The 24,761-nt window shown below is 57.6% G+C and carries 23 protein-coding genes; 11 read left to right on the plus strand and 12 right to left on the minus strand.

The window, feature by feature from the left end; genetic code table 11:
• Positions 1–942 (plus strand): LysR family transcriptional regulator, encoded by a 942-nt coding sequence (locus tag PMI21_RS23155; RefSeq protein WP_081499454.1) that lies wholly within the window; start codon positions 1–3, stop codon positions 940–942.
• 6 nt (positions 943–948) lie between these two features.
• Here the strand turns inward: PMI21_RS23155 and PMI21_RS23150 are convergent, their stop codons facing one another.
• Positions 949–1,494, minus strand: a complete 546-nt coding sequence (locus PMI21_RS23150; protein WP_007934846.1) for a DUF1003 domain-containing protein — start codon at positions 1,492–1,494, stop codon at positions 949–951.
• Positions 1,495–1,636: 142 nt separating this feature from the next.
• Positions 1,637–2,245 carry a TetR/AcrR family transcriptional regulator gene (locus tag PMI21_RS23145; RefSeq protein ID WP_007934848.1) on the minus strand — a complete coding sequence of 203 codons (609 nt, stop codon included), beginning with the start codon at positions 2,243–2,245 and terminating at the stop codon, positions 1,637–1,639.
• A 215-nt stretch (positions 2,246–2,460) separates the two neighbouring features.
• Here PMI21_RS23145 and PMI21_RS23140 point away from each other — a divergent pair, with 215 nt between their 5' ends.
• Positions 2,461–3,519, plus strand: coding sequence for an MBL fold metallo-hydrolase (locus PMI21_RS23140; RefSeq protein ID WP_007934850.1), 1,059 nt, complete (start codon positions 2,461–2,463; stop codon positions 3,517–3,519).
• A 249-nt stretch (positions 3,520–3,768) separates the two neighbouring features.
• On the opposite strand, the gene PMI21_RS23130 is transcribed toward PMI21_RS23140, so the two are convergent.
• Complete coding sequence (locus PMI21_RS23130) at positions 3,769–4,086, minus strand: helix-turn-helix domain-containing protein (protein WP_007934854.1); 318 nt, start codon at positions 4,084–4,086, stop codon at positions 3,769–3,771.
• 253 nt (positions 4,087–4,339) lie between these two features.
• Between PMI21_RS23130 and bglX the strand changes: the two genes are divergently transcribed.
• Positions 4,340–6,703 carry a beta-glucosidase BglX gene (gene bglX, locus PMI21_RS23125; protein ID WP_007934856.1) on the plus strand — a complete coding sequence of 788 codons (2,364 nt, stop codon included), beginning with the start codon at positions 4,340–4,342 and terminating at the stop codon, positions 6,701–6,703.
• 51 nt (positions 6,704–6,754) lie between these two features.
• On the opposite strand, the gene PMI21_RS23120 is transcribed toward bglX, so the two are convergent.
• Positions 6,755–7,522 carry an AraC family transcriptional regulator gene (locus PMI21_RS23120; protein WP_007934858.1) on the minus strand — a complete coding sequence of 256 codons (768 nt, stop codon included), beginning with the start codon at positions 7,520–7,522 and terminating at the stop codon, positions 6,755–6,757.
• 112 nt (positions 7,523–7,634) lie between these two features.
• Here PMI21_RS23120 and PMI21_RS23115 point away from each other — a divergent pair, with 112 nt between their 5' ends.
• Positions 7,635–8,453 (plus strand): sulfite exporter TauE/SafE family protein, encoded by an 819-nt coding sequence (locus PMI21_RS23115; RefSeq protein WP_007934860.1) that lies wholly within the window; start codon positions 7,635–7,637, stop codon positions 8,451–8,453.
• A gap of 78 nt (positions 8,454–8,531) precedes the next feature.
• Here PMI21_RS23115 and PMI21_RS23110 read toward each other — a convergent pair whose 3' ends face one another.
• From PMI21_RS23110 to PMI21_RS23075, 8 genes are all read right to left on the minus strand, one after another.
• Positions 8,532–9,485: a sensor domain-containing diguanylate cyclase gene (locus PMI21_RS23110; RefSeq protein ID WP_007934862.1), complete on the minus strand. Its 954-nt coding sequence runs from the start codon at positions 9,483–9,485 to the stop codon at positions 8,532–8,534.
• Between the two features lie 3 nt (positions 9,486–9,488).
• Positions 9,489–10,502, minus strand: a complete 1,014-nt coding sequence (locus tag PMI21_RS23105; RefSeq protein WP_007934865.1) for a response regulator — start codon at positions 10,500–10,502, stop codon at positions 9,489–9,491.
• A gap of 110 nt (positions 10,503–10,612) precedes the next feature.
• Entirely contained in the window at positions 10,613–11,602 is a 990-nt protein-coding gene (locus PMI21_RS23100; RefSeq protein WP_007934868.1) for a hypothetical protein, read from the minus strand.
• A gap of 315 nt (positions 11,603–11,917) precedes the next feature.
• Positions 11,918–12,634: an HNH endonuclease gene (locus tag PMI21_RS23095; protein WP_007934884.1), complete on the minus strand. Its 717-nt coding sequence runs from the start codon at positions 12,632–12,634 to the stop codon at positions 11,918–11,920.
• A 120-nt stretch (positions 12,635–12,754) separates the two neighbouring features.
• A complete protein-coding gene (locus PMI21_RS23090; RefSeq protein WP_007934888.1) occupies positions 12,755–13,288 on the minus strand; it encodes a BRO-N domain-containing protein in 534 nt (177 codons plus the stop codon).
• A gap of 426 nt (positions 13,289–13,714) precedes the next feature.
• A complete protein-coding gene (locus PMI21_RS23085) occupies positions 13,715–14,965 on the minus strand; it encodes a ribonucleotide-diphosphate reductase subunit beta (protein WP_007934889.1) in 1,251 nt (416 codons plus the stop codon).
• 656 nt (positions 14,966–15,621) lie between these two features.
• Positions 15,622–15,894 carry a hypothetical protein gene (locus PMI21_RS23080; protein WP_007934890.1) on the minus strand — a complete coding sequence of 91 codons (273 nt, stop codon included), beginning with the start codon at positions 15,892–15,894 and terminating at the stop codon, positions 15,622–15,624.
• Positions 15,895–16,074: 180 nt separating this feature from the next.
• The gene (locus tag PMI21_RS23075) at positions 16,075–16,338 is read right to left on the minus strand and encodes a DUF2790 domain-containing protein (RefSeq protein WP_007934891.1); all 264 of its coding nucleotides are present in this window, start codon (positions 16,336–16,338) and stop codon (positions 16,075–16,077) included.
• Between the two features lie 366 nt (positions 16,339–16,704).
• Between PMI21_RS23075 and acs the strand changes: the two genes are divergently transcribed.
• The 7 genes from acs (at position 16,705) to PMI21_RS23040 (ending at position 24,760) form a co-directional block, all read left to right on the plus strand.
• Positions 16,705–18,660, plus strand: coding sequence for an acetate--CoA ligase (gene acs / locus PMI21_RS23070; RefSeq protein ID WP_007934892.1), 1,956 nt, complete (start codon positions 16,705–16,707; stop codon positions 18,658–18,660).
• Between the two features lie 687 nt (positions 18,661–19,347).
• A complete protein-coding gene (locus PMI21_RS23065; protein WP_007934893.1) occupies positions 19,348–20,121 on the plus strand; it encodes an ABC transporter substrate-binding protein in 774 nt (257 codons plus the stop codon).
• Between the two features lie 90 nt (positions 20,122–20,211).
• The gene (locus PMI21_RS23060) at positions 20,212–20,901 is read left to right on the plus strand and encodes an ABC transporter permease (protein ID WP_007934894.1); all 690 of its coding nucleotides are present in this window, start codon (positions 20,212–20,214) and stop codon (positions 20,899–20,901) included.
• Positions 20,898–21,596, plus strand: a complete 699-nt coding sequence (locus PMI21_RS23055) for an ABC transporter permease (RefSeq protein WP_007934895.1) — start codon at positions 20,898–20,900, stop codon at positions 21,594–21,596. Before PMI21_RS23060 ends, PMI21_RS23055 begins: the two co-directional genes overlap by 4 nt.
• Before the next feature lies 1 nt (position 21,597).
• Positions 21,598–22,710 (plus strand): succinylglutamate desuccinylase/aspartoacylase family protein, encoded by a 1,113-nt coding sequence (locus PMI21_RS23050; protein WP_007934896.1) that lies wholly within the window; start codon positions 21,598–21,600, stop codon positions 22,708–22,710.
• A gap of 27 nt (positions 22,711–22,737) precedes the next feature.
• Positions 22,738–23,502, plus strand: coding sequence for an ABC transporter ATP-binding protein (locus PMI21_RS23045; protein ID WP_007934897.1), 765 nt, complete (start codon positions 22,738–22,740; stop codon positions 23,500–23,502).
• A 277-nt stretch (positions 23,503–23,779) separates the two neighbouring features.
• Complete coding sequence (locus PMI21_RS23040; protein ID WP_007934898.1) at positions 23,780–24,760, plus strand: GlxA family transcriptional regulator; 981 nt, start codon at positions 23,780–23,782, stop codon at positions 24,758–24,760.
• Position 24,761 lies beyond the last annotated feature (1 nt).

Here is a 24,761-nt window from a genome sequence, read left to right on the forward strand (position 1 = left end):
TTGTTGATTTCTGGCACCGACTATAGATTGGCGTTCACGCAATCAATATTGGCGTTATCCCAAGTGATCAATGCATCGACGCACTATCGGCTGGACTACCCCGACCTGTCCCTGATCCTCGCACTGGTGCGCGGCGGCTCTCTGGCCCGGGCCTCGGCGTTGTTGAAGGTCGACGTCTCGACAGTGTTTCGCGCGGTCCGCCGCCTGGAAGCCGCGCTGGGCCAGCAACTGTTCGAAAAGAGCCGCACCGGTTACCTGCCTACCACGTTGGCTCAGACCCTGGCCGAGCAGGCTGAACGCGCCGAACAAGCACTGGAGGCGGCGCGCATTGGTGTGGAGCAGGGCGGTGAAATCATCAGCGGCACGGTGCGCCTGACTTGCACTGATTCGGTCCTGCAAAGTTTGCTGTTGCCGGCGCTGGCGCGGTTCATGCCGTCTTACCCGGCGCTGACCATTGAACTCTGCACCTCCAACGACTTCGCCAACCTCAGCCGCCGCGACGCCGACATCGCCTTGCGGCTGACCCGCACACCGCCCGAGCATCTGGTTGGCCGACGTCTGGCGGATATTTCCTACCGGGTCTGTGCCAGCGCGGCCTATCTGCAATCGGTCGATTCCCACGACCTGGCCTCATTGACCTGGATCGCCCCGGACGACTTCCTGCCCGATCACCCCACCGTTGCGTGGCGGCGTCAGCAGTTGCCCGGCGTGACACCCGGTTATCGCTGCAACAGCATGTTGTCGGTGACCGAGTTGGTGCGGGCCGGGTTGGGCGTCGCGGCGTTGCCGGACTTTCTTATCGGTGACGGACTGCAGCCGTTGACCGAGCCCTTGCACGGTTACGACACCGCGCTGTGGCTGCTGACCCGCCCGGACTGTCGTGCGTTGCGCTCGGTGGTCACATTGTTCGATGAGTTGGGGCGGGCGCTGAAGTTGCCTTGAGTCGGATCAAACCTTCGGTGGCTCCTTGCCGATGAAGTGTTGATGCATTTCCGAGGTCAGGCTTTCGATGCGCTCGGTCAGGGTCTTGGTGATTTCGGTGAGCCGGGTGTTTTGCTCCAGCAATTCCTTCAGTTGCGCAGTGTTCTGCGCGGCCTGGGCCTGACGTTCACTGTTGGCGATGGCCAAGGCTTCGCGATGGCGCGCATCGGCCTCTGACTGGGCTTTGTCCCGCGCCGCCTGACGCGTCTGGGCCAGCAGAATCAGCGGTGCGGCGTAAGCCGCTTGCAGGCTGAACGCCAGGTTGAGCAGGATGAACGGGTACACATCGAATTGGGTTACGCCGGACAGGTTCAGGCCAATCCAGATCACCACAATCAGGGTCTGGGCGCCGAGAAAAGTCGGCGTGCCGAAGAACCGCGCAAAGGCCTCGGCGCGCAGGGCAAAGCGGTCGGTTCCGAAAGTTGGTGCAAGGTGAGCGTGAGCGCGATGGAAGCGCAGGTGATCGATGGGGCCGGTGGGTTCGGTTTCTATTTCGCTGGTCGGAGTGCTCATGATGCTCTCTGAATGGTGTGCTGGGACTGAGGCTCACTATAGCTCCAGCGTCAGTCTCATTCAGAAACACATTATGGGGTTCTTATTCAGAGCGACCGATCAGCGATAAAGCGGCGGACATTGTCATTTTTTGCAGCTTGATTCAGCACTCATAACACGCCAGGAACATGTCCAGCGCCGACTCCACCACTGTGCGCTGCATTTCAGGCGACAGGCCCGATTGGCCCATGGAAATCTGCGGCCAGAACGCAAAGGACTTGAGCAATCCATGAATCTGTTGCGCGGCGAACTCAGGCGCGACGGGTTTCAATCGGCCATCGGCCTGGGCGGCACGAATCCACACCGTCAAACTTTCTTCGCGCTCACCCATTCGGGCGACCATGTTCTGCGCACGCTCGGGAGAGTGGATGGTGGCGGCGATCGCCACCCGCGCCAGGTCGAGAAAATTGTCATCGGCCAGCATCTGCAGTTTCGCCTGCAACATCAGGCGCAGCTGATCGCGCAGGGGCAGGTCATGGCGGTAGGCCGTTTCCTGTTCGGCTGTCACCCGGGTCCATAATTGATTGAGGATTTCGGCGAACAACTCTTCCTTGCTCGGGAAGTGGTTGTACACCGTGCGCTTCGACACGCCGGCGGTGGCGGCGATCTTGTCCATGCTGGTGATGTCGAAACCGTTGGTACGGAATTCAGCAATCGCCGCCTGGATGATGGCTTCGCGTTTTCGGTCGGTGAGGCGCTGTGGAGCTGTCATAAGTACGCTTCGGCAGGAAGAAGTAGAGAATTACACTCGGTAGTTTACTTGTGATCGGCTTTGATGCAACCTAGAAACTACACTGTGCAGTGTAATGTTGTGTTAATCCTGCACGGTGAGAAATAGAATCTTCGGCTGATGCGTGCGTGCCTTGGCCATTTATCGTCCCAAGCGGAAAATCGTTAATTGTGCGGTTTTTCTGGAGTCATTCAGTCATGGCCACTTCAACTTCCCCAGCGAACAACGCCTCAACGCCTGAAGCGTCCCGACAGGCTCAAGGGCAGTACCGAAACCATGTGCCGGTGCAGCGCGAAGGCTTTCGCAAAACCTTGCGCATCCTGTGGAACTTCATCTTCAACAAACCGCACGACACCCGGCCGTCGGCCCCCGTTCCGGTGCAAACCCTGACCCAGGCGGCATTGATCGCCGCGCCCAACCACAGCGTCTATCGCCTGGGCCATTCCACGGTTCTGCTCAAGCTGCGGGACAAGTTCTGGATCACCGACCCGGTCTTCGCCGAACGCGCCTCTCCCGTGCAATGGGCCGGCCCCAAGCGTTTCCACCAGCCGCCGATCAGCCTTGAAGATCTGCCGCCGATTGAAGCGGTGATCCTGTCCCACGATCACTACGACCACCTCGATCATCAGGCCGTGCTCAAACTGGCGGACAAGACCCGCTTCTTCCTCACACCCCTGGGTGTGGGCGACACCCTGATCAAGTGGGGCATCGACGCCAGCAAAGTGCGGCAACTGGATTGGTGGCAGGGCACCGAGGTCGATGGCCTTCAATTCGTCGCCACACCTTCGCAGCACTTTTCCGGTCGCGGTCTGTTCGACGGCAACAGCACCCTTTGGGCGTCGTGGGTGATGATCGACGGCGACACGCGGATCTTCTTCAGTGGCGACAGCGGCTACTTCGACGGCTTCAAACGCATCGGCGAGCAGTACGGCCCGTTCGACCTGACGCTCATGGAAACCGGCGCCTACAACGTCGAGTGGCCTCACGTGCACATGCAGCCCGAGCAAACCCTGCAAGCGCACATCGACCTTAAAGGGCGCTGGTTGCTACCGATCCACAACGGCACCTTCGACCTGTCGATGCACGCCTGGTACGAACCTTTCGACCGTATTTTGGCGTTGGCCTGGGAACGGAACGTATCGATCACCACGCCGCAAATGGGCGAGGCGTTCAACGTGATGTATCCACAGCGTGGTGGCGCGTGGTGGCTGGGGGTGGAAGGTGTAAGCGATCAGGCAACAGTGCAGAACGCTTGATGTTGTGCTGCCGGGGCGCTTGCTGTGCAAGCGCCCCGTTTTTTTATTTGCGTTCGTCCGGTAACAGGTTTGTATATTCCGAGATTTTTGCCACGGTCAGATCGCAACATTCTCCACGGAGTATTTCGTTCAGTTCCTCCTCAGACAATCCGAGCCTATGGGCAGCCTCAGCCTTACTCAGCCGACCGGTTTCGAGGAGCATGCCTATTTTCATAACGTGTTCGGCTTTGGCCCGCATCTGCTGAAACCTCACTCAACCATCGCATAATCCGCCCGCCCCACCGGGTCCGGCGTCGACCCTTTCACATTCATCCCTCGGCCCGGTGCAAACCCCGGGAAGAACACCAGGCCTTGCGATTCAAACCGATACGCCAACGCCAGCCGCGTGACATCCAGCACATTTCGCTCCGCTTCGAATCGCTGGATGGCGTCAACGGAAACCCCGGATTCCTTGGACAAGTCTTCCACACTCCAACCCAGCATCGCTCGTGCCTGGGCGCAGTGGGCGGGGGTGAACTGGAAGAGGGCGATGCGTTCCAGGGTGATTTTCATTGCAAGAGAGGCCATGGTTTTCTCCGGGGATCGAGCGTGGCGATTCGAAAATGTACTGTGTTTTTGTACAGTTGTTTTGCACTCGGATCAAACTCATTTTTTGATCGATTCTTTTTTTCGCACAGGCAGGGGCGTTGGACCGACTACGCTGTCTCTAGGCGGTTTCCTGAAAGCTCCAAATGATTGAACGTCAGCCTTCTGATCTTCAATGCAGGAAAGGTGGCGTTTCAAAAGCAGTGCGCCACAGCGTTATGCGGGGAAGGGAATCATGAAAAGACTACGTCTGCTATGTGCCCTGATCAGCTTTACAACTCTGCCCGTCCTGGCCGACATGGCATCGCCAAGCAAAGATGCCTTTGTCACCAACCTCATCAATCAGATGACCCTCGACGAAAAAATCGGCCAACTGCGGCTGATTGCTATCGATGAAAACATGACTCCCGAAAGGATTCGCCAGGAGATTACTGCCGGGCGCATCGGGGGGACGTATGGCTCTGTGAGCCGTTACGTAAACCGTCCCATGCAGGACGCAGCTCAACAGAGCCGCCTGAAAATACCGATGTTTTTCGGTTGGGACGTGATACACGGTCATCGAACCATTTTTCCCATCGGCCTGGCCTTGGCTTCCAGTTGGGATATGGACGCCATCGAGTTGAGCGGTCGAACGGCGGCGAAAGAAGCCAGTGAGGACGGTATCGATATGACCTTTGCGCCGATGATCGATGTCGCCCGTGATCCTCGCTGGGGGCGTACGTCCGAAGGCTTCGGTGAAGACACCTATCTGGTTTCACGCATTGCCAGAGTGATGGTCCAGGCCTACCAGGGCCAAAGCTTGAACGCGCCCGACAGCATCATGTCCAGCGCCAAACACTTTGCGTTGTATGGGGCTGTCGAGGGAGGGCGCGACTACAACAGCGTCGACATGGGCCTGGCCCGAATGTACCAGGACTACCTGCCACCTTATCGTTCGGCGATCGAGGGTGGCGCGGGAGCCGTCATGGCAGCGCTTAACTCGATAAATGGTGTGCCGGCGGCGGCCAATACCTGGTTGATGCAAGACCTGCTTCGTAAAGCGTGGGGCTTCAAGGGACTGGTTATCAGCGACCATAACGGGGTAACCGATCTGGTTCAGCATGGTGTTGCGCGCAATCCTCGCGACGCGGCCAGGCTCGCGATCAGGGCCGGCATTGATATGAGCATGAACGACTCCTCCTATGGCCCGGAGTTACCAGGGCTGCTTGAGTCTGGCGTTGTTTCCCAGAGCGAGATTGATAACGCCGTGCGGGAAGTCCTGGGTGCCAAGTACGACATGGGGCTGTTCGAAGACCCTTACCGGCGCCTCGGCGCTGCCAGTGAAAGCGCTGCTGATAACAACGCCGAAAACCGTCTGCACAGAGCGCAGGCCCGTGAAGTGGCGCGCAAGACTCTGGTGCTGCTGAAGAATGAAAACGGGCTTTTGCCGCTGAAAAAAGAAGGCACGATTGCGCTCATCGGCCCGTTGGCAAAAAGTGCCGTCGACATCATGGGCAGTTGGTCTGCAAGCGGTGTGCCCGCGCAATCGGTGACGATTTACGACGGGCTGAAAAGCGCGATGAACCAGGGCTCGCTGATCTATGCCCGAGGCGCCAATCTCGAGGAGGATCAGGAAGTTGTTAAATACCTGGAATACCAGGGTGTGTCCGAAATCGCCAACGACCCTCGTCCGGCAGCAGAAATGATTGACGAAGCCGTCAAGGCTGCACAGCAAGCCGATGTTGTGATTGCCGTGGTGGGCGAGCCCCGCAGCATGTCCCATGAAGCGGCCAGCCGAACCAGCCTCGATCTGCCTGGGCGCCAGAGTGAATTGATCACCGCCCTGAAAGCCACCGGCAAGCCGCTGGTACTGGTATTGATGAACGGTCGGCCGCTTTCCATCGGCAAGGAACAGAAACAGGCCGATGCGATCCTGGAAACCTGGTACAGCGGCTCCGAGGGAGGCAACGCCGTTGCCGATGTATTGTTCGGTGACTACAACCCGTCCGGCAAATTACCCATCACCTTTCCACGTTCCGTGGGGCAGATCCCCAATTACTACAGCCACCTGAACACCGGCCGTCCGTACCTGCCGGGTGCGCTTCGCAACTACACGTCGCAATATTTCGATCAATCTTATGGGCCGCTTTACCCCTTCGGCTATGGGCTGAGTTATACCGATTTCAGCCTGACAGACATGGCCCTGTCTTCGACCACGCTGAACAAGACCGACAACCTCGTCGCCAGCATCATGGTGAAAAATACCGGCCAGCGTGACGGCGAAACGGTGGTTCAGCTGTATATCCGCGATGTCGTTGCCTCCGTCGCCCGTCCGGTCAAAGAACTGAAGAACTTTCAAAAAATCATGCTCAAGGCCGGCGAGGAGAAAGCAGTCCACTTCAGCATTAATGAGAACGACTTGAAATTCTTCAACTCCCAACTGGAATACGTCGCCGAACCGGGCGAGTTCCGGGTGCAAATCGGCCTGGATTCCCAGGATGTGAAGGAGCAGAGTTTTGAGTTGCTGTCAGAACAAGGCAGTCAAGACAATCATCCGCCTGGTGCAGAACCTGTAGAAGCGAGCGGTGCGGCGATCCGACTTGCCCACGAAGAACGATGACGCGTAATACCTGAAAAATCGCGGTGCATTGTTCGCGGATGGCTTTAGTGGTCATTTCGTCCCCTCCAACCAAACGGATGGGGCCTGTCCCAGCACCCGACGGAACATGGTCGAAAACGCCGCCGGGCTTTCATAGCCAAAATCCAGGGCAATGCGCGTCACCGGTGTGCCCACCGCTAGTCGCGCCAAGGCCAGCACCACACAGGCCCGCTGCCGCCATTGGCTGAAACTCAGCCCGGTCTGTTGGCGGAACAGGCGATTGAACGTACGCAAACTGATATGCAACTGATCGGCCCATTGTTGCGGCGATTGGTGAGCGTTCGGTTGCTGGAGAAACGTCTGACACAACCCGAGCAACCGCGAATCCATCGGCAGCGGAATGTGCAACGGCAAATGAGTGCTACGAGCCAATTCGTGCAGCAACAAGTCGATCAACGCACCATCGCGCCCGGCCTCGTCGTACTCCAGCGCAACTTCCACCGCTTCCATCAACAAATGCCGCATCAACGGCGAAACACTGATCACCTGGCAACGATTGCCCAGATCAACCGCCCCCGGTTCGATATACACACTGCGGGTGCTCACCCCCAGCATCAACACCTCATGCGCCACCCCCGGCGGAATCCACACCGCCCGCTGCGGAGGCACCACCCAATTGCCGTCGAGCGTGCTCACCTGCATCACCCCTGTGGCGCCGTACAACAACTGCGCCCGCCGATGGGTATGACGCGGTAACCGATGACCGTCGGGGTAATCCGTACCGATGGCCACCACCGGCCGTGGCGTGTCGTCCAGCAGATCAATCGAAATATTGCGCATCGAGCGGCATCCAACGGTTGGCGTAAACGCAAACATTATTGGCTGACTTGCTGAAGCAGGCCAAGCCCCATCGTTCTATCGTCGGCCACTCTCAACCCACGGACGATGCGCGATGTTCTTCTACCTCTTGCTGGCACTCTTCGGCTGCATGACCGGCATCACCGCCGTGCTGTTCGGCTTTGGCGGCGGCTTCGTCGTCGTGCCCTTGCTGTACCGCATGCTCACAGCCAGCCACGGCATCGACGACCCCATCAGCCAATCGGCGATGCACATTGCCGTGGCCACCTCGACCTGCGTGATGATCGTCAATGCACTGATCGCCACCAGAAAACATCACCACGCGGGCAATCTCATCCGCCATTACCTGTGGCCGTTGGGTGGGTTTATCGGCTTGGGCGCGATCGTCGGAGCTAGTGCCGCGATGTGGGCGAGTGGTGAGCTGATTCGTTTTTCCTTCATCGCTTACCTGGGCGTGACCATTTTGGATTGCTTGTTCAGGCGCGGTTTTCTTACACCGTCTGACGCTGTCATCCCACGGCGATTGGGCGGGGCAGAAGTGTCTGGTGGCGGGGTGGGAATTGGCGCTATCGCCACGTTTCTTGGGGTGGGCGGCAGCGTCATGACCGTGCCGTTGCTAAGACGCAGTGGCCTCAGCATGTCGCAAGCCACATCCATGGCTAATCCATTGAGCCTGCCTGTGGCCTTGGCCGGAACGCTGACCTATATGGTCATGGCCCGGTTTACCGAGTTTGATCTGGGGCCGTGGTTTGTCGGTTATGTGGATGTGCTGGCGTTTACGGTGCTGACAGTTGGGTCGCTGGTGGGGATTCGGCTGGCCACGCCGTGGATCGGGCGGATACCGGATCGGGTGCATGCGCGGGTTTATATTGGTTTGCTGCTTTTAGTGATGTTTGGAATATGGGTTAAATAACGGCAGACCTCTTGATGAGCCCAGGATGCTGATCTTCAACTGCACCGAAGCGGCCAGCATTCATGAACCACTCTTTATCTATTCATACACCGTCACCCGATTGCGCCCGGCCTTCTTCGACGCATACAGCGCTTGGTCCGCCCAGGCGATCAGATCGGTGTGGTTGATCGAGAGCTGGCTCAAGTCGGCTACCCCCAGGCTGATGGTGAAACGGATGCTCTGGCCGTTGTGCAACACTTCCAGTCTTTCAACTGCCTTACGCAGACGCTCGGCGAAAAAAACTGCACTGGTCTTGTCGGTGTCCGAAAGCACCACACCGAACTCTTCACCGCCATAACGCCCGGCCAAATCGGTGTCGCGCACATGCTCGCGGACCAGCCCGGCGACTTGCTCGATGACCTTGTCGCCTGCCTGGTGACCATAGGTGTCGTTGACCCGCTTGAAGTGGTCGATATCGAACATCACCAAGCTGGTGGCATTGCCATAGCGCTGGTGCCGGGCATAGGCGACTTTCAGGCTTTCTTCCCAATGACCGCGGTTGTACAGGCCCGTCAGTCGATCGGTACTGGAGAGTTGCTGCAGTTGCGCATTGGCGGCCTGGAGCTGATGCCGGTTAGTGGCGACGTCGGTGACGTCATAGATCACCAGGCAGATATGGTTGATTTTACTGTCGGTGGAGCGCAGCGGTAACAGCGTGGTGTTCTGGTACATGAACTCTTCCTGGCCGGTGATCGGCTGGTAGTTCTTGAACCGCATCAAATAGGGACGCTGCTCCCAGACAGTGAACGCTGGCGTGCCCAGGGTAGCGACGCTTTCCACCTTGCGGCTGAACCATTGGCGGTCGATTTCGGGAAACAGACTGAAGATATTCTGATTGTGAGCGTCCTTGGGCTGCACCCCGGAGCGATTCTCCATGAAGGTGTTCCAGACCTGCACGCAGTAGTCGCGGTCGAGCACCACCACACCGACGTCGATGCTCTGGACGATCGCCAGCAACCAGTGAAACTCGTTCAGATCGATAGGATCGTTCATGGCTCAGTTCATCAAGTAGGCGAGTTTGTGAGTCAACCGCTCGATTGAATCTTCCGTGAACAACAACAAAAGGTCGAAACGAATATCATGCCCTTCCAGGCTGTAGCTGATCTCCACCGCCAGGGTCTTTTTCCAGCGCTTGCGGTTGACCCGGATCAGCTCATCGATGGCCGCGTGCTGACCGAGAATCTGTGGGTGGCCCTGAGAAAACACCACATCGATCTGTTCGGCAATGCTGCTCAGGCAAGCACCGATCAGAACGCTGGAGAGGTCCAGCAGCATTTCCAGGTCCGAATAATCGGTGCTCTGGCGCTGCATCAACTTCGCTATGTCGGCGATTTCCGAGTCGTGAAACATCAGCAGAGCTTCGCCGGCGATGCCACTGCCGATAAAACCCTGGCAGATGGCCGTGAGTTGCTCGCAGCTGCTGGCATCGGTCAGCGCCATGTGCAACTCACCGACTTCGAGGATGTTCACGTTTGGTACGGGCAACTGCACAAAGACGCCCAACACCTTGGCGATCAGGGCGGCCGCCCGGCCGATGGCAACGTTGACCGTTTCGCGGAACACATCGTGAAAACTGATGACCGTGTTCGCTGCCGCCCGACTCCCCAGCGACGCTTGGCCGGGTGCTGTCAGTAGCCCCAACTGACTGAGTGTCTGGCGCAACTCGTTTTCGTCGAAAGGCTTTTTCAGGAACGCCAGCGCGCCCAGCTCACGCACGCGGCGTATCGCTTCTTCCTGAACGTCACCGGAGATCACGATGACGTGCGCCCTCAATCCTTCGGCGCGCAAGGCGCTCAACACCTGATAACCATCCATCTGGGGCATGGTCAGGTCGAGCAGCACCACCTGCCCCAAACCCCGGCGTATGGCCTCCATTGCCTGGCGACCATCAGCGGCCTCGGTGACCGATACCGGCCAGTCCGCCGGCAGTGCCCGTAACACTTGCTTACGGGCCATGTTGGAGTCGTCACATACCAGTAGGGGAATCACTGACACAGCCAGGGCGCTCATCGGGGTTGGATATCAGGGAAAGGATTAGTGGCATCATGCCATAAGCTTACAAAGCCCACCTAATAAACAGGGTTTTATTGAAAGCGACATCCTGCACGATGAGCCGATGACTATTTGCCCACCAACCCCGACGCTTCCCGAATGATGAAGTGATCCAGGTTCTCGATGTTGGCACTGAACACCCCGAACGTCTGTTCGGGGTTTTTCTTGCTCGGCACCTGCTTCAACTCAGGCGTCACGCCATAAAAGAAGCAGTACAACTCTGCTTCACTGTCGATGGCGTGCTTGATCTCTTCCAGAAACGCTTTGCGCTTGCGGTAGTTGTCGATCAGCTTCTTGCTCAGGTAAACGTTGACCGAATAAGGCTTCTTCTTCACCTCGTCCGGTTGCTTGAACCAGACCTTCTGTTCGAAATCGATGCGAAAACTCTGTGTGTAATCCTTGATCTCCTTGATCTTGCCCCAGTAAATCAGCCCCTTGTTGTCCTGCAGGTACTCGATCTTCTTGAAGAACGACCCGTAGGGCGCCGTGTGCTCGCCAATCTTCAGCGGCATGCGCTTGAGCAGCTCTTTGTCCTCGAAGTTCGACACAAAACACTCCACCGGGTGCGCGAAGACACTGGTCTTGGCCGGCGCCGACTCCCGGCTAGGCTGCTCGACATCACTGGCCGCTGAAGAGGGTTTCGGATCGTCCCGCATAACATCCGCCGCCACCGCCGGGTTCGATGGCTTACGCACATACTCACGCCGAGTCAGCAACAACTCCGACGGAAAATGCTCCTCGCGACTGTCATCCGATTCCGCCCCGTCCGCCTCCAGGCCCGACGCCGGCGTCTTCAGACTGACATAAGGACAACCCTCGACATGCCGCGTGCTGGGCATGTTCTTGAAGTGCGGCGTGCGCACGTAGTTCACATTTTTGGCATTGAACGTTCCCAGCACGTTGGCGGCATCAAACGCCGAACGGCAGGCATCGTTGGGGCACTGGAAATGCTCCTTGGCGGAGTCGAAATCCATGGTTTCGTCGAAATTCAAATCGCGCACGTCATAGATCGACAGTTTGTCGTCGAGGCTGAGGCAGTAGGCGAGGTTGAATTTCATGGTGGGCTCGGGTCCTTGAGTGGGGAAGGGGTATTAATAGCGGGAGGCGGGGTGGGTTGCACTGAATGTTTTCAACTCACCGCAAAATCTGCGGCAATACACCAATCCTGTGGGAGCGAGCCTGCTCGCGAATCTCAAAAACACCACAGCAATCAAGCCCGACACCATCCCTGTGGCGAGGGGGCTTGCCCCCGTTGGGTCGCGAAGCGGCCCCAAAACCGGCAAGCGCGGAGTATCTGACAGATTGTTCGCCTGGCGACTGCTTCGCAGCCGAGCGGGAGCAAGCTCCCTCGCCACGGTTAGTGTTTAGCTAAGCTACTCATCCTCTAGCCGATCCACCCTCTTATAAAGCGAAGCGGTGAACTCATTCCTATCACTGGAATAGTGACAGCGACGATGACAGTTCGGGCACAGCGCTACAGCGTTGGTCACCCGATCCGGGCCGTCGTTGACCAAGTGCTTAACGTGGTGGACTTCGAGAAAGTGCAATCCATTTGGCTGCTTGAATGGTGCGTCCTGACCGCAACCTTCGCAAACCCCGTTGGCATTCTGAAGTACCCAGGCCTTAACCAACGGATCGCGTAGAAATGAAGAGGTCGTGCCACTCACCCGTTGTGGCCTTTCGATACCGCGAGGAATGCCTACCAACTCGCGCTGCTCAAGCTTTAGAACCTTGGCGTTTAACGTTTGATCATCCGCAGTAGGTGCGTAGTCGTCAGGATCGAAAGCACCTTTTGCAATCATTGCTGCTCGAATGCGTTGCGCTACTCCCGCACCAAGATGTTTGGCTGGTAGGTATCCGATGATATACGGCAGACACAAATCACTAAGCTCGGTGGAGATGTTACGCATCCGGAATTCGATAGAGCCTCTGCTGCGATAACTCAGCACACCTTCGCGTAATAGCCGATTCTCGTGGGCCTTATTGAGCTTCTGACCACTTTTCTCAATCGCCAACATCTTCAAGTAGCCATCGACCGCAGCTTCTAGCTCCTCGTCGCTCCAGTCATTCTTTTCTTTTTCGATGTCCATACAATCGCCGAGGGTTGAAAACCCTCGGACGATACTGAGTGGCCATTACACCTGTCTACGAAAATTCCTACAGAAAAGACCGACGCATCGCTCAAGCGATCCTACAAATACACCGTCGCTCTAACCCACCGAATGCTTCGACGACTGAAACACCTCCACCACTTTCCGCCACCAAGGCTTAACCACCGGCACCCGCCGTCGCGTTCGATTGAGCAACAGATAAGGCATGTCCCGTAGCCGAATCCAGCCTTCATCCTGCCAATGCAACAGACTCAATGACATCTCCGGCCAATCCAACAAACTCAACATGGGTCGATCCGTGTTCTTCGACTGCCCCGCATCGCGCAAGGCCGGCACCACCTGATGAGTCAACCACTCACGCAACAACCGATGCCCCGGAGCGTAGTGATACACCAGCAGCGCATACACACCGGACTCGCTGAGCATCAGCCGCTTCTCCGGCTGGCCGTGATACTCAATCAACAGCGTATGCCGCTGATCCTCATCCAGTTTGCTGACCACACGATCATTCAGATGGAACCCCATCAAGCGACCCAGATCGCGGGCGCAGAACCATGGTTGGTTTTCCAAAAGGAGAGCGTGTAGGTGGAGGTTGTGACGTGTGAAGCGTGTTGGAATGAACAGATCAAGCATGACCGACCTCCGAAACGGAGGAGGACTGGAGTGGGCTTTGTGTCGGCATATCCATTACCTCTACGTGTGAATTTTGAGAGGGCCAAAACCCAACGTAGAGGACTTAAGAAAATCCCAACAAGCGGTATCTTCAATCACAAGGTCGTGCGTATGTCTTTGAGACATGCGTGATTACTGTGTGATTGAGTAGCTTTTACGTTGGGCGTTTCTTAGGCACCTGCAATGGAGCATAGAGGTGCATTGAATGGGCATCAATGCGGAAGTAGCTGTAAGTGCTGTAGGAGTTCTGGCATAGCTACGTAGGGAGGAAAAGAGTCATTCATTCCCCAACAAAAAGCCCCGATCAGATCGACGATCAGATCGGGGCTTTGCTTTTTTGACTTGTCGACTCAGGCTGCAATCGTCAAATCGTGGCGAGCTAGGCTATTAATCCCAGCTAAGCGCACCACCAGTTTGGTATTCAATCACGCGAGTCTCAAAGAAATTCTTCTCTTTCTTCAAGTCCATAATCTCGCTCATCCAAGGGAACGGGTTAGTCGTCCCTGGATACTCTTCCTTCAGACCAATCTGCGACAGACGACGGTTAGCGATGAACTTCAGATAGTCCTCCATCATCGCCGCATTCATGCCGAGTACGCCGCGTGGCATGGTGTCCCGTGCGTATTCGATCTCCAGCTGAGTGCCCTGCAGAATCATCTGGCTCGCTTCTTCCTTCATCTCGGCATCCCACAGGTGCGGGTTTTCGATTTTGATCTGGTTGATCACGTCGATGCCGAAGTTCAGGTGCATGGATTCGTCGCGCAGGATGTACTGGAACTGCTCGGCGACGCCGGTCATTTTGTTGCGGCGGCCCATGGAGAGGATTTGGGTGAAGCCGCAGTAGAAGAAGATGCCTTCCAGAACGCAGTAGTAGGCGATCAGGTTGCGCAGCAGTTCTTTGTCGGTTTCGACGGTGCCGGTTTCGAACTTCGGATCGGAGATCGAACGGGTGTATTTCAGGCCCCAGGTGGCTTTTTTCGCGACCGATGGGATCTCGTGGTACATGTTGAAGATTTCGCCTTCATCCATGGCCAGCGATTCGATGCAGTACTGGTAGGCGTGGGTGTGGATCGCCTCTTCGAACGCTTGGCGCAGGATGTACTGGCGGCATTCCGGGTTGGTGATCAGGCGGTACACGGCCAGGACCAGGTTGTTGGCAACCAGGGAGTCGGCGGTGGAGAAGAAGCCGAGGTTGCGCATCACGATGCGGCGCTCGTCGTCGGTCAGGCCTTCCGGGTTTTTCCAGAGGGCGATGTCGGCGGTCATGTTGACTTCTTGCGGCATCCAGTGGTTTGCGCAGCCGTCCAGGTACTTCTGCCATGCCCAGTCGTATTTGAATGGCACGAGCTGGTTGAGGTCGGCGCGGCAGTTGATCATGCGCTTTTCATCGACAGCTACACGGGCGGAGGCGCCTTCCAGTTCGGCGAGGCCTTCGGCGACGTCGAGGGAATCCAGGGCAGCCTTGGCGCGGGCGATCGCGGCGGAGTCCGTCGCGGTCACGGCGCGGGCCTCTTGAGCGGCGGCACCACCGGCGCTGTCGAGGCGGTCCATGTTGGCTTCAGAAGCGTGGCCGGCATTGGCGCCTTTTACAGCGACTTCGCCGTCATCTTCTTTGTCGAATTCGTCCCAGCTCAGCATGACGTGTCGTCTCCTGCGTGAGGGCCAGATTGCCCGTGTGAAAACTGATAGGTTGGTTTTTCACACGGCCGGTTCTGGCCGCGTTGGATCTAAAGGAAATCGTTTGTTGCAGCAGTACAACGCAGGCAATAAACAGAATTTTGTACGGGTGTTCCGAAGCCGCTGATGGGCGCAGAGAACGCGAACCGCTCTGCGTGGGCTTCAGACTGGCTTTTCACCCCTGTAAGGGAATATTGCAGGCCCGTTTAAGTCCGCATTATAAGGAAATTTTCGGCCCCGTGGTGCGGCGAAATGGCACCTGGAGGGCTCGGCGAGGGGCGTTTTCAGGTTGGAGCGAGGGTTTACAGGGCTTTGGCGGAGGAAGTTTTTTTTTCGCCTGTTTCGGCTGGTTTTTGACGGTGAGGCCGGGGTGTTCACGCCGTTACGGGTAGCTGTTGCGGCGCAAGCCAGGTGGGACGGGGCTTGCAGAGCCATAGACGGGGTTTTGTGGACGAGATTGTGTGCAATTCTGAGCTGCAAAGAGTCTTGAAAGGTGTTGCTCAAAAAACAACCAAAAAACCATGTTTTTCACTACATGTTGTGGTTTTGGTCGATTTTCAACCACTCCAGACACAACTAAGCCCGACCGAAGTCGGGCTGTGATGTCGCGCCGGGTTTCAGCTGAAACGAGCGGCACCCACGCGGTCAGAACCATCGGCAGCAACCTTGGCAGCGCCGGTGTGATCGGAGCCATCGGCAGCGACTTTGGCAGCACCCGTACGATCAAAACCGTCAGCCGCGAAAGAGGCAGAACCGGTGTGGTCGTAACCGTCAGAAGCGACAGCCGCGTCGTTGAAAGCAGCCGTGCCAGTGCGGTCGTAGCCATCGGCGGCGAAGGTGTTGGCGGCCAGGACGGAGAGGGTCAGGGCGAGGATCAGTTTGGTTTTCATGGTAGTGGCTCCAGGTTTGTTGGCGTTGTGCCTTGGTGTGGAATTCATACTACGCCAGATAATTTGATTAAAAAGTGCAAATAAATGCTTAAAACAATCGTGTTAATCGATATATGGCTCGGCGCTTCATCAGTCTTTTAAAAGTGATGGGTCGAGCCTGGGAGATAAGAGTGGGGCGGATCAGCCGTTGGAGCAGCCGTTACCCATGACGCTGTAACGCAGAATGTGCCGCTGACCTTTGGAGTCGTCGTACACCATTTTGGCCGGGACCACTTCGCACACATTCGGGATTTCGCTCATTGATACAACTTTGGCGATGTCCAGGTGGGTGGAGTAGGTGTATTCCTCGACGACGGGTTGTTGCTGTGCGACATCAGTCGGGACCTCGTCTGCCATGGCGGTCGCGCACAGACTGCTGAGGGCCAGAACCAATAAAGCTTTCATTTAAAAGTTACCTTTCTGAGGTCGAATGGGGTCACGCAATCTTTTTGGGATTGCGTGTGGAGCTTTGATAAAGAGTCTTGGATTAACTGCCTTCGTGGGGGCTGCAACTGGGTTAATCACGTTGCCTTGTTGGCGAGACCGATTTTAGGCTTGGGGGTGGCGGGCATATAGCCGTGCTTTTGATAAACACCTTTGGCAGATTTGGTAATAATCGTCGAGCCCCCTAAAACAGTGGGCTTGAGCGCCTCGTCGCGGTATAGCCACATTTTGTAGGGGCTTGTTACTACCATCGTCGAATGGTTCTATAGGCCCGCCCCGGCTACAACTGGGCCATACAAAAACAACTATTCCACCGAGGTAAGAAAGATGAGTGCGGCTTCTTTGTATCCCGTTCGTCCCGAGGTAGCAGCCAATACGCTGACTGACGAGGCCACTTACAAGGCCATGTACCAGCAGTCGGTCGTCAACCCGGACGGCTTCTGGCGCGAACAAGCCAAGCGCCTCGACTGGATCAAGCCTTTCACCACGGTGAAGCAGACGTCCTTCGACGATCACCATGTCGACATCAAATGGTTCGCCGACGGCACGCTGAACGTTTCCTACAACTGCCTCGACCGTCATCTGGCCGAGCGCGGCGATCAAGTCGCGATCATTTGGGAAGGGGATGACCCTGCCGAAAGCCGCAACATCACCTACCGCGAACTGCACGAACAAGTCTGCAAGTTCGCCAACGCCTTGCGCGGCCAGGATGTGCACCGCGGCGACGTGGTGACAATCTATATGCCGATGATCCCCGAAGCCGTGGTCGCCATGCTGGCCTGCGCCCGGATCGGCGCGATTCACTCGGTGGTGTTCGGTGGTTTCTCGCCGGAAGCTCTGGCCGGTCGCATCATCGACTGCAAATCCAAAGTGGTGATCACCGCCGACGAAGGCATTCGTGCCGGTAAGAAGATCTCGCTCAAGGCCAACGTCGACGACGCCCTGACCAACCCGGAAACCAGCAGCATTCAGAAAGTCATCGTGTGCAAGCGCACCGGTGGCGACATCAAGTGGAACCAGCATCGCGACATCTGGTACGAAGACCTGATGAAAGTGGCGGGCACCGTCTGCGCGCCAAAAGAAATGGGCGCCGAAGAAGCGCTGTTCATCCTTTATACCTCCGGCTCCACCGGCAAGCCGAAGGGTGTGCAACACACCACTGGTGGTTATTTGTTGTACGCGGCAATGACCCATGAGCGCGTGTTCGACTACCGCCCGGGCGAAATCTACTGGTGCACCGCCGACGTCGGCTGGGTCACCGGCCATTCTTATATCGTCTACGGCCCGCTGGCCAACGGTGCGACCACGCTGCTGTTCGAAGGCGTGCCGAACTATCCGGACATCACCCGGGTGTCGAAGATCGTCGACAAGCACAAGGTCAATATCCTCTACACCGCGCCGACCGCGATCCGCGCGATGATGGCGTCGGGCACCGCCGCTGTTGAAGGCGCCGATGGCAGCAGCCTGCGTCTGTTGGGGTCGGTCGGTGAGCCGATCAACCCGGAAGCCTGGGATTGGTACTACAAGAATGTCGGCCAATCCCGTTGCCCGATCGTGGATACCTGGTGGCAGACCGAAACAGGCGGCAACATGATGAGCCCACTGCCGGGCGCTCACGGCCTGAAACCTGGCTCTGCAGCACGGCCGTTCTTCGGCGTGGTGCCGGCGCTGGTGGACAACCTGGGAAACATCATCGAAGGCGTTGCCGAGGGCAACCTGGTGATTCTCGACTCGTGGCCAGGCCAGGCGCGTACGCTGTATGGCGACCATGATCGCTTCGTCGACACCTACTTCAAGACCTTCCGTGGCATGTACTTCACCGGTGACGGTGCGCGTCGTGACGAGGACGGTTACTACTGGATTACCGGTCGCGTGGATGACGTGCTCAACGTTTCCGGGCACCGCATGGGCACCGCCGAGATCGAAAGCGCGATGGTCGCTCACCCGAAAGTCGCCGAAGCGGCGGTGGTCGGTGTGCCGCATGACATCAAGGGGCAGGGCATCTATGTCTACGTCACGTTGAATGCCGGCGAAGAGACGAGCGAGCAACTGCGCCTGGAGCTGAAAAACTGGGTGCGTAAAGAGATCGGCCCGATTGCCTCGCCGGATGTCATTCAGTGGGCGCCGGGCCTGCCGAAAACCCGTTCAGGCAAGATCATGCGCCGGATTCTGCGCAAGATCGCCACGGCGGAATACGACGGGTTGGGCGATATCTCCACCCTGGCCGATCCGGGTGTGGTGCAGCATTTGATTGATACGCACAAGACGATGAATGTTGCGTAAGTAGCATTCTGAGTCATCGAAGCCCTGCCAGGTGTTGAGTCTGGTGGGGCTTTTTTTGTGGTGATCAGGTTGAGGGGGATGTTGGCGGTGCGGGCCTCTTCGCGGGCAAGCCTCGCCCCTACGGGATTGTGTTGTTCGCCAATTTTTTAATCGATTCAATCCTGTAGGAGCGAGGCTTGCCCGCGAAGGCGATCTGTCAGACGCCCAATAATTATCGGCTTCCCCAGTAGGCCATTTCCCACTGTTACCCATCACCCTTCAAGTAACTGAATGTGTAACCGCTCGCCCGGCAACGAGGCATTGGGAAACGCAAAGCCCCGTTTCAGGGCCTCTTAACCCAGCATAAAAAATTAGACACCACGCTGTGCTTGCCGGATTAGAAGGGTTTGCCAATAATAGGCCCGCAATTTGCAGCATAGATCGGTTCACTGTCTTTTGCTCTTGCATGAAATTGCAAGGCTGTCAACGTGCCTAAACGGTATTCTCGGTGCTTCTGTAATTTGTTGTCGCATTGAAGAAATATCGGCTTCGGGCCTGTCGTTAGAATGCCAATCACTCGCTCGTCGTTGCCTGCGTTGAAATCAACGCACGGTTCCCAGGACGCAGCGCCGCTTTTTGGTTTAACCATTCGCATATTGGGCTGTCGCTCACTCTGCCGTTTTTGCCCTTTACCGATGGAGTCCCAAGATGAAGAAACTCGTGCTGCTTGGCGCCCTGGCACTGTCCGTGCTGTCCCTGCCGACATTCGCCGATGAAAAACCTCTGAAAATCGGTATCGAAGCGGCTTACCCTCCGTTCGCCTCCAAAGCACCGGACGGCAGCATCGTGGGTTTCGACTACGACATCGGTAACGCCCTGTGCGAAGAGATGAAGGTCAAGTGCCAGTGGGTCGAGCAAGAGTTCGACGGCCTGATCCCGGCACTCAAAGTGCGCAAGATCGACGCGATCCTGTCGTCCATGTCGATCACTGAAGATCGCAAGAAGTCCGTGGACTTCACCAACAAGTACTACAACACCCCGGCTCGCCTGGTCATGAAGGCTGGCACTCAAGTCAGCGAAAGCCTGGCTGAGCTGAAGGGCAAGAACATCGGCGTGCAACGTGGTTCGATCCACGAGCGTTTCGCCCGCGAAGTCCTGGCCCCGCTGGGTGCCGAGGTCAAGCCTTACGGTTCGCAGAACGAAATCTACCTCGACGTGGCCGCCGGCCGCCTCGACGGCACCGTGGCAGACGCGACCTTGCTGGATGACGGCTTCCTGAAAACCGACGCCGGCAAAGGCTTTGCCTTCGTTGGCCCGGCCTTCACCGACGTCAAATACTTCGGCGACGGCGTAGGGATCGCGGTTCGCAAGGGCGACGCGCTGAAAGACAAGATCAACACCGCGATCGCGGCCATTCGCGAGAACGGCAAATACAAGCAAATCCAGGACAAGTACTTCGCCTTCGATATCTACGGCAAGTAATCGTCCCCGCAACAAGTCCGAAATGGCGCAAGCAACAGGATCTCTGAGGTTTGCGCCATTTTTTCATCCCAACTTTCGAGGACCTGAATCATGTTGAAAGGCTACGGGGCTGTCATCCTCGATGGCGCATGGCTGACGCTTCAGCTCGCCTTGTCGTCCATGGCCCTGGCCATCGTTCTGGGGCTGATCGGCGTTGCGCTGCGTCTGTCGCCGGTGCGCTGGCTGGCCTGGCTGGGCGATCTGTATTCCACGGTGATCCGCGGTATTCCCGATCTGGTGCTGATCCTGCTGATTTTCTACGGCGGCCAGGACCTGCTCAACCGTGTTGCGCCGATGCTCGGCTATGACGACTACATCGACCTGAACCCGTTGGCCGCCGGTATCGGCACTCTGGGTTTCATCTTCGGTGCGTACCTGTCGGAAACCTTCCGTGGCGCGTTTATGGCGATCCCCAAGGGTCAGGCAGAAGCCGGCATGGCGTACGGCATGAGCAGTTTCCAGGTGTTCTTCCGGGTGTTAGTGCCGCAGATGATTCGTCTGGCGATTCCGGGCTTCACCAACAACTGGCTGGTACTGACCAAGGCTACCGCGCTGATTTCGGTGGTGGGTCTGCAAGACATGATGTTCAAGGCCAAGCAGGCGGCAGACGCTACCCGCGAGCCTTTCACCTTCTTCCTCGCGGTGGCGGCGATGTACCTGGTGATCACCAGCGTCTCGTTGCTGGCATTGCGTCATCTTGAGAAGCGCTACTCGGTAGGCGTAAGGGCGGCTGAGCTATGATCTTCGACTACAACGTCATTTGGGAGGCCTTGCCGCTGTACTTCGGCGGCCTGGTGACCACCCTCAAACTGCTCGCACTGTCGCTGTTCTTCGGTTTGCTGGCGGCACTGCCGCTGGGGCTGATGCGCGTCTCCAAGCAGCCGATCGTCAACATGAGTGCCTGGCTGTTCACCTACGTGATCCGTGGCACGCCGATGCTGGTGCAGCTGTTTTTGATCTACTACGGTCTGGCGCAATTCGAAACAGTACGTGAAAGCTTCCTCTGGCCGTGGCTGTCCAGTGCCTCGTTCTGTGCATGCCTGGCCTTCGCGATCAACACCAGCGCCTACACCGCCGAAATCATCGCCGGCAGCCTGCGCGCCACGCCGAACGGTGAGATCGAAGCGGCCAAGGCCATGGGCATGTCGCGGATCAAAATGTACAAGCGGATCCTGCTGCCATCGGCCCTGCGCCGGGCGCTGCCGCAGTACAGCAACGAAGTGATCATGATGCTGCAGACCACCAGTCTGGCGTCGATCGTGACCCTGATCGACATCACCGGTGCCGCGCGCACGGTCAACGCTCAGTTCTACTTGCCGTTCGAAGCCTATATCACCGCCGGCGCGTTCTACCTGTGCCTGACGTTCATTCTGGTGCGCCTGTTCAAAATGGCCGAACACCGCTGGCTGGGCTATCTGGCCCCGCGGAAGCACTGATATGGAACGCATCGATCATGCTTTGCCGTGGAGCCACCTGGGCAGTGAACGCCGGATCTCGGTGTTCCGCTTCGGTACTGGCGAGCGCAAGGCCTACATCCAGGCCAGCCTGCACGCCGATGAATTGCCGGGGATGCGCACGGCCTGGGAGCTGAAAAAGCGCCTGACCGAACTCGAAGCCCAGGGCTTGCTCAACGGTGTGATCGAACTGGTGCCGGTGGCCAATCCGCTGGGCCTGGGTCAATTGCTTCAGGGTAACCATCAAGGGCGTTTCGAAGCCGGCAGCGGCAAGAACTTCAACCGGGATTTTGTCGAACTCAGCGCGCCCGTGGCCGCCGAACTCGATGGGCGTCTGGGTGATGATCCGCATGCCAATATTCGACTCATCCGTCAGGCGATGAGCGATCACCTGGCGGCTTTGCCAGAGGCGAGCAGCCAGTTGCAAGGCATGCAGCGCATCTTGCTCAGCCATGCCTGCACCGCCGATGTGGTGCTGGATCTGCATTGCGATTGCGAAGCGGCGCTGCACATGTACGCCTTGCCGCAACACTGGCCGCATTGGCGTTCACTGGCTGCGCACTTGAACGTCAAGGTCGGTCTGCTGGCGGAAGATTCCGGCGGCAGTTCCTTTGACGAAGCGTGCTCGCTGCCGTGGCTGCGTTTGTCGCGTCTGTTTCCGGATGCGCAGATTCCGCTGGCCTGCCTGGCGACTACCATTGAACTGGGTGGTCAGGCCGATACCGGTCGCGCTGAAGCAGAGGCTCACGCCGAAGGCATTCTGGCGTTCCTCGCCGAGCAAGGCCTGATCAGTGGTGAATGGCCGAAGCCTGCGCAAGACGCGTGCGAAGGCATGCCGTTCGAAGGCACCGAATTGCTGTTCGCGCCACATCCTGGCGTGCTGAGTTTTCTGCGCAAACCCGGTGAATGGGTTGAAGCAGGCGACGAGATTTTTGAAGTGATCGATCCGCTGGCGGATCGGGTCAGCACGGTGTGTGCTGGTACGTCCGGGGTGCTGTTTGCCATTGAACGGCTGCGTTACGCCCAACCCGGTTTCTGGCTGGCCAAGGTGGCGGGGCGCGAAGCGCTGCGTCACGGGCGCTTGCTCAACGACTGACTGACTGTTTTTGTGAGAACCGACCGCATGTACAAACTTGAAGTCCAAGACCTGCATAAACGCTATGGCAGTCACGAAGTGCTCAAGGGCGTGTCCCTGAAAGCGGCGGCTGGCGATGTGATCAGCATCATCGGCTCCAGTGGCTCCGGCAAAAGTACTTTCCTGCGCTGCATCAACCTGCTCGAGCAGCCGCACGCGGGCAAGATTCTGCTCAATAACGAAGAGCTGAAACTGGTTGCCAACAAGGACGGCGCGCTGAAAGCCGCCGACCCGAAACAGCTGCAACGCATGCGTTCGCGCCTGTCGATGGTGTTCCAGCATTTCAATCTGTGGTCACACATGACCGCGCTGGAAAACATCATGGAAGCGCCGGTGCATGTACTCGGCATGTCCAAGGCCGAAGCCCGTGAGAAGGCCGAGCACTACCTGAACAAGGTCGGTGTGGCTCATCGCAAAGACGCTTACCCTGGCCACATGTCCGGTGGCGAGCAGCAGCGTGTGGCGATTGCCCGTGCGCTGGCGATGGAACCTGAGGTGATGCTGTTCGACGAACCGACCTCGGCCCTCGACCCGGAGTTGGTCGGTGACGTGCTGAAAGTCATGCAGGCCCTGGCACAGGAAGGCCGGACCATGGTGGTGGTGACGCACGAAATGGGCTTTGCCCGTGAAGTGTCAAACCAGCTGGTGTTCCTGCACAAAGGTTTGGTCGAAGAAAGCGGTAACCCGCGTGAAGTGCTGGTGAATCCGCAGTCTGAGCGTTTGCAACAATTCCTGTCGGGCAGCTTGAAATAATCAGAACTGCCGTTGCGCACCGGGATAGTGCATGCTTCGCAGCCTGAAGGCTGGCCCCGATCCCCTGTAGGAGCTGTCGAGTGAAACGAGGCTGCGATCTTTTGATCTTGAAAATCAAAAGTCAAAAGATCGCAGCCTCGTTTCACTCGACAGCTCCTACAGGGGCGGAAAGCCAGCTCTCACATTTGATCTTTGCTGGTTTTGCGATTTGTGTTCATTTACGGGCTAGCATTGGCCCATGCCTTCATCACTGTTCTTCGCTTCGGATCGCCTGCCCATGACTGCCCATCGAATTGGTTTCCTGATTTGGCCCAGCACTAAAGCTCTGACGCTTGCGCTGGCTGAGGAGGCCTTGCGTGTTGCCCAGCGTGTGCACCCGGACGTTGTTTACGAATTGTCGTTTTTGCAGGCCGAACCTCCGACCGACGGCGCCTGGCAATTGCCGGGCGAGCCATGGGCCGGCAAGCTCGAAAACTTTCAGAAACTGTTCCTGCTCGCCGATGAACCGCCGACTTCTCTCGCGCCACCGCTCAGCAGTGCGCTGAAACAACTGGTGCGAGCCGGTTGTGTGATTGGCGGTTTGTCCGCTGGTGTTTACCCGTTGGCGCAACTGGGTTTGCTCGACGGTTATCGCGCTGCCGTGCATTGGCGCTGGCAGGACGATTTCGCCGAGCGTTTCCCGAAGGTGATTGCCACCAGTCACCTGTTCGACTGGGATCGCGATCGCTTGACCGCGTGCGGCGGCATGTCGGTGCTCGACCTGTTGCTGGCCGTGCTGGCCCGTGATCACGGCGCCGAACTGGCCGGAGCGGTATCGGAGGAACTGGTGGTCGAACGCATCCGTGAGGGTGGCGAGCGCCAGCGTATTCCGTTGCAGAACCGCTTGGGTTCCAGTCATCCGAAGCTCACCCAGGCGGTGTTGCTGATGGAAGCCAACATCGAAGAGCCGCTGACCACCGACGAAATCGCCCAGCATGTGTGCGTATCGCGTCGGCAACTGGAGCGGATCTTCAAGCAATACCTCAACCGCGTGCCGAGCCAGTATTACCTGGAACTGCGCCTGAACAAGGCCCGGCAGATGTTGATGCAAACCAGCAAGTCGATCATCCAGATCGGCCTGTCGTGTGGCTTCTCTTCGGGGCCGCATTTCTCCAGCGCCTACCGCAATTTCTTCGGCGCCACGCCGCGGGAAGATCGCAACCAGCGGCGCAGCAGCAGCCCGTTCGAGTTGTCGTCGGTACCGTCCGAGCGCGGATGAT

It is taken from the genome of Pseudomonas sp. GM18 (assembly GCF_000282195.1).
Classification (GTDB): domain Bacteria; phylum Pseudomonadota; class Gammaproteobacteria; order Pseudomonadales; family Pseudomonadaceae; genus Aquipseudomonas.